Origin of the sequence: Streptomyces sp. NPDC056948, assembly GCF_042674225.1 — a bacterium.
In the GTDB taxonomy this organism is placed as follows: Bacteria; Actinomycetota; Actinomycetes; order Streptomycetales; family Streptomycetaceae; genus Streptomyces; species Streptomyces purpurascens.
Genome location: NZ_JBHUQX010000416.1, coordinates 1 through 8196, shown reverse-complemented (window position 1 = coordinate 8196; position 8196 = coordinate 1). Strand labels below are relative to the sequence as shown.

10 protein-coding genes and 1 pseudogene are annotated in these 8196 nt (G+C 72.1%); 6 read left to right on the top strand and 5 right to left on the bottom strand.

What is annotated here, in order from left to right; genetic code table 11:
* Positions 1–98: 98 nt before the first annotated feature.
* On the bottom strand, positions 99–287 hold the full coding sequence (locus ACFTZL_RS36625; protein WP_382592227.1) for a hypothetical protein: 189 nt from the start codon (positions 285–287) through the stop codon (positions 99–101).
* Positions 288–497: 210 nt separating this feature from the next.
* On the opposite strand from ACFTZL_RS36625, the gene ACFTZL_RS36620 reads away from it, so the two are divergent.
* A complete protein-coding gene (locus ACFTZL_RS36620) occupies positions 498–1031 on the top strand; it encodes a DoxX family membrane protein (protein WP_382592224.1) in 534 nt (177 codons plus the stop codon).
* 78 nt (positions 1032–1109) lie between these two features.
* Positions 1110–1673: a hemerythrin domain-containing protein gene (locus tag ACFTZL_RS36615; RefSeq protein WP_382592222.1), complete on the top strand. Its 564-nt coding sequence runs from the start codon at positions 1110–1112 to the stop codon at positions 1671–1673.
* A 74-nt stretch (positions 1674–1747) separates the two neighbouring features.
* Here ACFTZL_RS36615 and ACFTZL_RS36610 read toward each other — a convergent pair whose 3' ends face one another.
* Positions 1748–2713: an NAD-dependent epimerase/dehydratase family protein gene (locus tag ACFTZL_RS36610; protein WP_382592219.1), complete on the bottom strand. Its 966-nt coding sequence runs from the start codon at positions 2711–2713 to the stop codon at positions 1748–1750.
* A 129-nt stretch (positions 2714–2842) separates the two neighbouring features.
* Complete coding sequence (locus tag ACFTZL_RS36605) at positions 2843–3373, bottom strand: hypothetical protein (RefSeq protein ID WP_382592216.1); 531 nt, start codon at positions 3371–3373, stop codon at positions 2843–2845.
* A gap of 243 nt (positions 3374–3616) precedes the next feature.
* On the opposite strand from ACFTZL_RS36605, the gene ACFTZL_RS36600 reads away from it, so the two are divergent.
* Together ACFTZL_RS36600 and ACFTZL_RS36595 are read left to right on the top strand one after the other, a co-directional pair.
* Positions 3617–4249 carry a hypothetical protein gene (locus ACFTZL_RS36600; RefSeq protein ID WP_382592230.1) on the top strand — a complete coding sequence of 211 codons (633 nt, stop codon included), beginning with the start codon at positions 3617–3619 and terminating at the stop codon, positions 4247–4249.
* Positions 4246–4782, top strand: a complete 537-nt coding sequence (locus ACFTZL_RS36595) for a hypothetical protein (protein WP_382592213.1) — start codon at positions 4246–4248, stop codon at positions 4780–4782. The genes ACFTZL_RS36600 and ACFTZL_RS36595 overlap by 4 nt, the downstream gene beginning before the upstream one ends.
* Before the next feature lie 30 nt (positions 4783–4812).
* Here the strand turns inward: ACFTZL_RS36595 and ACFTZL_RS36590 are convergent, their stop codons facing one another.
* Positions 4813–5136 carry a hypothetical protein gene (locus ACFTZL_RS36590; protein WP_189729797.1) on the bottom strand — a complete coding sequence of 108 codons (324 nt, stop codon included), beginning with the start codon at positions 5134–5136 and terminating at the stop codon, positions 4813–4815.
* 235 nt (positions 5137–5371) lie between these two features.
* Between ACFTZL_RS36590 and ACFTZL_RS36585 the strand changes: the two genes are divergently transcribed.
* On the top strand, positions 5372–5827 hold the full coding sequence (locus ACFTZL_RS36585; protein WP_184598829.1) for a hypothetical protein: 456 nt from the start codon (positions 5372–5374) through the stop codon (positions 5825–5827).
* A gap of 61 nt (positions 5828–5888) precedes the next feature.
* Positions 5889–6743 carry a fructosamine kinase family protein gene (locus ACFTZL_RS36580; protein ID WP_382592209.1) on the top strand — a complete coding sequence of 285 codons (855 nt, stop codon included), beginning with the start codon at positions 5889–5891 and terminating at the stop codon, positions 6741–6743.
* A 48-nt stretch (positions 6744–6791) separates the two neighbouring features.
* On the opposite strand, the pseudogene ACFTZL_RS36575 reads toward ACFTZL_RS36580, so the two are convergent.
* Positions 6792–8126: pseudogene (locus ACFTZL_RS36575) on the bottom strand (alkaline phosphatase family protein); the annotation flags it as partial.
* Positions 8127–8196 lie beyond the last annotated feature (70 nt).

Here is an 8196-nt window from a genome sequence, read left to right as displayed (position 1 = left end):
CCGAAGAGCGGAGACCACGCCGGAAGCGAGGTCCTGCACCGCGTCCTGCAAGAGAGACGAAGTGCCTGACTGCTTCATGGTTGCTCCTGTCGATCCACTCAACCCTTCTTGGGGCGCGGGGTGGGCGGCGACAGGAGGAGACCGAATCCGCCCTTGAACAGCGCGAGTGCGGCGCACTCACGGCTGTCGCGGTAGACGCCGTCGGTTTCTGCCGGGTCGAGTGCCGCCTCGATGTCGGCACTCTGGATGCCCGTCAGTTCCTTGGTGACCTTCTCGGTGGAGGACATTGCACCATCTCCTTGAGGGAAGCGGATGCTTTCTCCTCTAGTGCACCTGATGGGGACAAATCATGCCAACTTACCCATGAGTTTATTTAGATCACTTGTTCAACATCCGACGCATGCGTATCAGCCCCGCGAAGCGAACCGGGTGCGTGCTTTCGCCCCCGACGGGGAACCCGGCGAGCGCTGTACCCACCGACACCCTTGGAGAGGGCCATGAGTCTGTTGCGCGTGCTCGGCCGCCCCATGCTGGCCTCGATGTTCCTGACGGGCGGCCTGAGTTCCGTCCGTGCCCCGGAGGAGGTCGCCCCGGCCGCCGAGCCTGTCGTACAACCGGTCACCGAACGTGTCTCGGCACTGCCCGACCGCACCGAGCAGGTCGTACGGCTGAACGGCGCCGTGCAGGTCGTGGCGGGTCTGATGCTGGCCACGGGGCGCATGCCGCGGCCGGCCGCGCGGGCCATCGCGGCCACGCTGGTGCCCACGACGCTGGCGGCGCACCGCTTCTGGGAGGCGGAGGACCCCTCGGAACGGGCCCAGCAGCGCATCCACTTCTTCAAAAACATGTCCATGCTCGGCGGGCTGCTGATCGCCGCCGACGACACCGGCGCCCGCCCCTCGCTGCTGTGGCGTGGCACCCATGCCGCGCATGGCCTGCGGCACGACGCGGGACTGGTGCGCCGCTCCGTCCGTGCCACCGCACGGCCGGCCGCCGCGGCCGGCCGGGTCCGGGCCAAGCTCCCCGTCTGAGCCGTCGGCGGGACCTGTTCGGGACCGCGCGTTAGCCCATTGGGGGCCGGGGGGACCCGGGGGCTGGAGGTGAAGGACATGGGACACGGAGGAAACGTCATCGACGAGCTGGTGACCGATCACCGCGAAGTCGAGGAGATGTTCGGCAGGATCGAGGCACTGCCGTCCGGTCACCAGGACCGCAAGGTGTACGCGGACCAGGTCACGATCGAGCTGGTGCGGCACTCGGTGGCCGAGGAGGCCTACCTGTACCCGGCCGTACGCGAACACGTGGCCAACGGGGACGCCCTCGCCGACCAGGAGCTCGCCGACCACGCGACCGCCGAGCGCATCATGAAGGACCTCGAGGGCTGCGACCCGGGCGACGCCGACTTCGACCGGCTGATGGGCATGCTGATGAGCGAGATCCGCTCGCATCTCGCGGAGGAGGAGGGGACTCTCTTCCCCGCGCTGCGGCAGGCCTGTCCGATGGACACGCTCAACGAGCTGGGCGACAAGGTCCGCAAGGTGAAGAAGACCGCCCCGACCCGGCCCCACCCGGCCGCCCCCGACAAGCCTCCGGCGAACAAGCTGCTGGCTCCGGGCACGGGCATGATCGACCGGCTGCGCGACGCGCTGACCGGCCGCGGCAAGTTCGACTAGGGCAGCCGCCGAGCGTCGGGGAAACCGGCGCGGCGGTGCCCGAGGCGGGGAACCGGGGGGCGAGCCCGGGTGGGTCAGTCGGCCGTCGCGTCCTCACGGAACCAGGCGATCGCGCGCCGCAGCCCTTCCTCGGCGCGTACCTGCGGTTCCCAGCCGAGCTTGTCGCGCGCCAGCGTGATGTCCGGGCAGCGCACGGCCGGGTCGTCCACCGGGCGTGCGCCGGGGCGGATCTCCGAGGAGGACCCGGCGAGTTCGACGACCAGCCGCGCCAGGTCGAGCACGCTGATCTCGGTCGGGCTGCCGATGTTGACGGGGCCCCGCATGCCGTGGGCGGCCGCCGCAAGGACGCCGCGCACGGTGTCGTCGACGTAGCACAGCGACCGGGTCTGCCGGCCGTCGCCGGTCACGGTGAGGGGTTCGCCCGCCAGGGCCTGCCGTACGAAGGCCGGCACCACGCGTCCGTCCTCGCCGCGCATCCGGGGGCCGTAGGTGTTGAACAGCCGCACGACGCAGGTGTCGGTGCCGCGGGCCTCGGCGTGGGCGGTGGTCAGCGCCTCGCCGAAGCGTTTGGCCTCGCTGTAGACGCTGCGCGGGCCGACGGGGTTGACGTTGCCCCAGTAGCGCTCGTCCTGGGGGTGCTCCCGCGGGTCGCCGTAGACCTCGGAGGTCGAGGCCAGGACGAAGCGGGCCTGGGCGGAGTGTGCGAGGTCCAGGGCGTTGCGGGTGCCGAGGCTGCCCGTCTCCAGGGTGTGCAGCGGCAGCCGCAGGTAGTCCGCCGGGGACGCCGGGGAGGCGAAGTGCAGGACGAGGTCGGGCCGCCGCTTGACCGGCAGTCCTTCCGTGACGTCGGCCTGCACCAGCGTGAAGCCGGGCCGCTCGAGCAGCGGGGATATGTTCTCCGGCCTGCCGGTGCTGAAGTCGTCCACGCAGGTGACGGCGGCGCCCGCGTCCAGCAGCGCCCCGCACAGATGGGATCCGACGAATCCGGCACCGCCTGTGACGACGGCGTGTTCCCAGCTCGGTGAGAGGGCGGTGGTCATGTCGGTCTCTCCTCCGTCAGCGGCGTTGCCACGCTCAGCGTCCGCCGCCCCTACGAGCGGGGCACGGTCGCGTACGGCAAAGAGGTGAGTGACGGAGGGTGAGGGGCAGGCCCTGTCAGGGGCGCCGTGTCAGGCGATCAGGGTGCGGCCCGGGTGGAGGCGGTCCAGGAGTCGGGAGTGGTGCAGGCCGGCCACCGGCGCGAGCAGGTCGGGGTGACGCAGCAGGGCGGCGGCGCGGCGGTCGCCGTCGTCGGGGGCGACGAGCCGGCGGAACTCGGCCGGTGTGCCGGTGCTGTGGCTGCCCTCGGCGAGCGCGGCCACCGCCCGGTCGGCCAGCTCCGGGTCGGTGAGCAGGCAGGCCGCCCAGCTCGCGACGACCTCGTCCACCCAGGTGCGCCAGGCGTGCGCGTCGTCCCCGTCGTCGCACGGGGCCGCGTCGGCGCCGGTGACCCAGTCGAGCCGCGCGGAGCCGCCGGGGCCCGCCATGCCGAGCAGGGCGGCGTCCATCTCCGTCGGGTACCTGAGCCACGCCGCGACCGTCACGGCCTGCCGGGCCTGCACCTCGCACAGCGCGGAGGCCAGGGCGCCGCCGGAGGCGGGGTAGGCGCGGGTCAGCCACTGGGCGGTCGCCGCGATGACAGGGGAGAGATCTGCTTGCACTGCCGGGCCGTCCGAAAGGGTGGGGGAAGCGGGGATCTGCTCGTAGACGGTAGCTGCCGCCGTGCTCGCCCGGGCGTGACAGGGACCTCGTCCCCGGCGTGGCCTCGGCCACATCGCCGGAGCCCGGTGCCGTTTCGCCGCGAAGGGGCCGGGCACCCGGCCCGCGTGCTCTTCCATGGGCCCGGTGAGTCCGGCGAACCCAGTGGTCCGGCCCGGCGTACCCGAACCCGAACCCGGTCGCCGCTGCGCACACTGCGCTTCGACGGCTGGATCGCGGGGATCGGAACGGCGTCCGGGGCTCGTGTGGTGCTCGGGCACTGGGCGAGGTCGCCGTTCGGGCCGTTCAGCGACGTGATGTTCGAGGAGCCCGGCGGGCTGCGGCTGCTGCTGGCGCCCTCACGGGAGACGGCGGACTTCGTGGCCGGTACGTATGTCTTCGACGAGGTACGGGTCGTGCCGGTCGGCGTGCGGGTCACCGACCGCCGGCACTGGGCCGTCTCGGCGTCGCCGCTCGAGCTGCGCTTCAGCACCGGCCAAAGAGGCCTCCCGGGCCTCGCGCTGCGGGCGGTGCCGGGCCGGCTCGCCACCCGTCCGGGCTGGATCGCGCTGTGGGACCGGCCCGCCCGGCTGCTGCTGGGCGCGCGCACCCATGGCAGTGCCCGGGCCGGCCGGCACCAGTGGTACGGCGTCCGGGACCTGCACCCCGTCACCTCGGCCACCGTCACCTACGAGGGCGAGAGCCTCGGCGCCCTCGCCCCGGTCGAGCCTCCCGTGCGGTTCGGGCCCGGCTCGACGCCCCGAAACCCCTGCGTCGTACGCGTCACCACGCGGGTGGCCGTGGAACAGGGCCGGAGCAGAACAGGAGCAGTGCCATGACGGAACAGCGAGCGGACCCGCCGGGCGCACCGGGTGCTCCGGCCACGGACATGTCCCTGCTGGGCATCTACCTCAACGACCATCTCGCCGGCGCCACCGCCGGGACCGCTCGAGTCCGCTATCTGCTGCGCTCGTGCGGTGATCCGGCGCTCGCCGACGCCCTGGCTCCGATCGCCGACGAGATCGCCGAGGACCGGGCGAGCCTGCTGCACATCATGCGGCGGCTGGACGTCCCGGTGCGGCGCTACAAGGTCTACGCGGGCCGGGCGGCCGAGCAGATGGGGCGGCTGAAGAGCAACGGCAGCCTGGTACGGCGTTCCCCGCTGAGCACGCTGTGGGAGCTGGAGGCGCTGCGGCTGGGAGTGGACGGCAAGACCGCGGTCTGGCAGGCCCTGCGCGCCCTGGCCGGCACGGACCGGCGCCTCGACGCGCGGCAGCTCGACGACCTCGTCGAACGGGCCCGGCGGCAGCACACCTCGCTGGAGGAACTGCGCCGCAGACAGGTCGACGTCGCCTTCCGCGAAGCCACCTGACGCACAGGGCCCCGGAACATCAGCCCGGCTTCACCAGAACCTGCTGCTGAGGGCGGGCTGATGCGTCAGATCCACGGCGTCGCGCAGCCGCAGCGCGACGCTGATGGTGGCGCGCAGGGCCGAGGGCCGTACGGTCTGGGCGGTCTCGGTGGCCAGGACCAGGAGACAGGCCGCCGCCTGCTCGACGACCGAGACGGGGAGGGTGAAGTCGCTGTCGGCGGCCGCGCGGAACGCCTTCAGGGGGATCGCGGCTCCGTCGATGGCCCGCTGCGCGGCCTGCTCCAGGTGCTGTGCTGCCTGTTCGCACACGGGGGCGGGCAGGGCGATGGTGCGCTGGAACGGTGAAGTCGTCATGACCCGACTGCTCCCCCGGCGACGGCCGGTTCTGTCGGTGGGCGGCGGGATTTCACCGTCCCGCGTGACCGGTGCGTGGCGAATGTCCCGGAATCGAAACGGCCGCCAAGGGGAGCACAACGGCGGGCGACCGGGACAGGTCTACTCCTTCGACCAAGGCAGGACAGACAAGGCAAGGCAAAGCAAGGCAAGAGAAGTCGCACAGACGCAACAGACCACAACGGGGGTATCCAGAATGATCCGCACCACTGCGCGTCCGGCCCGCTGGCGCGCGTACGCCGTCGGCTGTGTCGCCGCTCTCGGCATCGCCGCCGCCGCGGTCCCGGCCGCCGCCGCGTCCGCCGCCGACGGCAACGACCGGTACACCGCCGAGGAGATCCACACCTTCCTCGAGGACTTCTACGGCGAGCACGGTCCCGGCGACTTCGCCCGCAAGTACGGCATCTCGCCGCAGCTCAAGGAGAAGGTCGCCGACAACCCGGAGTTCGACGTCCTGCTGTGCGCCCAGAACATCCCGGCGTCCATCGACATCGGCCCCGTCACCACGGCCCAGTCCGCGCGGGTCGGCTGGGCGACGGTGAGCACGTACTGGAACGGCGGGTCCGGCAAAGCCGACTTCACGGCCTACGTCGACCTGGACGCGACGCGGCCGATCCAGCTGCTCGACGTCGACTGCGGCTCCGGGAGCTGAGCGACTCCGCCACGACCGTACGCTGGTCGGAGATCGACCGCGGAGTCGAGGAGGACCACGTATGACCGCCCGTACGGACGCCGCCGCCCGGCTCACCGGACGGGTGGTCACCGGTGAACGGCCGCTGTCCGGGGCCCTCGCGGAGGTCACCCTCGACGACGGGCGGGTGGTGGTCGTCAAGCGTGCCGACGATCCGGGGGCGACGCGGGCCGAGGCGGCCGGGCTGCGCTGGCTGGCCGGTGCCGGGGCGGTGCGGGTACCGGGCGTGCACGGCCACGACGGGAGCTGGCTGGTCATCGACCGGGTTCCGCAGGGGCGGGCGAGCCGGGAGGCGGCGGTCCGTTTCGGTCGTGACCTGGCGGCCCTGCACGCCGCCGGGGCGCCCGCGTTCGGCGCGCCGCCACCGGACGGACCCCCCGACGCGTACATCGGGCTCGCCCCGATGCGCAACGAGCCGGGCACCGACTGGCCGCACTGGTACGCGGGGCATCGTGTCCTGCCGTATCTGCGGCGCGCCGTCGACCAGGGCACCGTCCGCCCCGGTGAGGCGACCGTCGTGGAGCGGCTGTGCGAGCGGCTGCCCGGGCTGGCGGGACCGGACGAGCCGCCTGCCCGGCTGCACGGCGATCTGTGGAACGGCAACGTGCTGTGGGGGTCCGACGGGCAGGTGTGGCTGATCGACCCGGCCGCGCACGGCGGGCATCGCGAGACCGACCTGGCGATGCTGGCGCTCTTCGGCTGTCCCCACCTGGAGGCCGTGCTGGAGGGTTACCAGGACCAGGCGCCGCTCGCCGCCGGTTGGGCGGACCGTGTCGGCGTGCACCAGCTCTTCCCGCTGCTGGTGCACGCCGTGCTGTTCGGCCGGAGTTACGCGGAACAGGCCCTCTCGGTGGCCCGTAGCGCCCTGGCGGGGTGACCGGTCGGCGGTCACGACGTGCCGTGGAGCGGGCCGGGCGGTCGGGCGTCACACGTGCGGGCGGCGGCCCCTCTCCTGGCGCGGGAAGCGCTGGTCGGCTCCCGGCAGTGTCGGCTTGGGCAGGGTCGCGACCTCCTGCTGGGCCTTCCGCAGTTGCTCGGCCGTGTCGTCGGGCAGGCGGGGCGGACGCGGCCGGGCGTGCGAGAAACGGAAGGCGGAGGTCAGGTCGCCGAAGGTCTCCCGCCGCCAGTCGCTGACGTTGGGCTCCTCGACTCCGGTGAACCGCTCCAGGAACTGCAGCGCGGAGGTGTGGTCGAAGGGCTCGGAGGCGACCCAGCCGCCGACCGTCCACGGCGAGACGATGATGGCGGGGACCCGGAAGCCGCCGCCGATCGGCAGCCCCTGGACGAACTCGTCCGATGTGCCGGCGGACGGGGTCGGCGGGACGACGTGGTCGAACAGGCCGTCGTTCTCGTCGTAGTTGAGGATGAACGCGGTCTTGCGCCACACCTTCGGGTTGGACGCGATCGCCTCGATCTTCGACGCCACGAAGTCGGCGCCCGCAGCCGGCAGATAGTCCGGGTGCTCGGACTGGTAGCTGGTCGGCATGATCCATGACACCGTCGGAAGCCGGTCGTTACGGGCGTCGTCCTCGAAGGTGCCCTCCGGCTGCGGCCGCACGCCCCGCTCGTACAGGTCGGAGCCGGGCTGGGCGCCCTTGAACGTCGCGAACTGCTCCAGCATGTTGCAGCCGTAGTCGTCGTCCTGCTGGTACACCTTCCAGCTGATCCCGGCCGCCTGGAGGCGCTCGGCGTACGTCGTCCAGCGGTACGGCGTGGGCGCGACGTTGCTGAGGATCGGGCCGCCCCGGGTGCCGCCGGGGTCGATGGACCCGGTCATCCACATCAGGCGGTTCGGCCAGGTGGGGCCCATCACCGAGCAGAAGTAGTGGTCGCAGACGGTGAAGGTCTCGGCGAGGGCGAACTGGAAGGGGATGTCCTCGCGCGTGTAGTAGCCCATGGCGTAGGGGCCGTTGACGCCGTCGGCCTTGCGGTGCGCCGGCAGCCAGCGGTCCATCCGGCCGCCGTTCCACGCCTCGTGCTGCACCGACCAGGCGTGGCTGGTGGAGGGGATCGCCTGGGCGCTGGACGTATGGGTGTCGAGGTGGAAGGGCAGCAGATAGCCCTTGGGGTTCTCGGAGTCCGGCTGGTAGAAGACCGACCGTCCGGTGTCGAGCCGCAGAGCCTGCGGGTCGGCGAAGCCCCGGACGCCGGAGAGGGTGCCGAAGTAGTGGTCGAAGGACCGGTTCTCCTGCATCAGCATGACGACGTGCTCGATTTCGCGCAGCGAGCTGTGCTTCGGCGGCTCGGCGGCGACGAGTCGGGCGTCATGTCTTCATGGTATTCCCCGTGGCTACGGGCTGATCGCAAGCTTTCGCCATTGACCTGTGGTG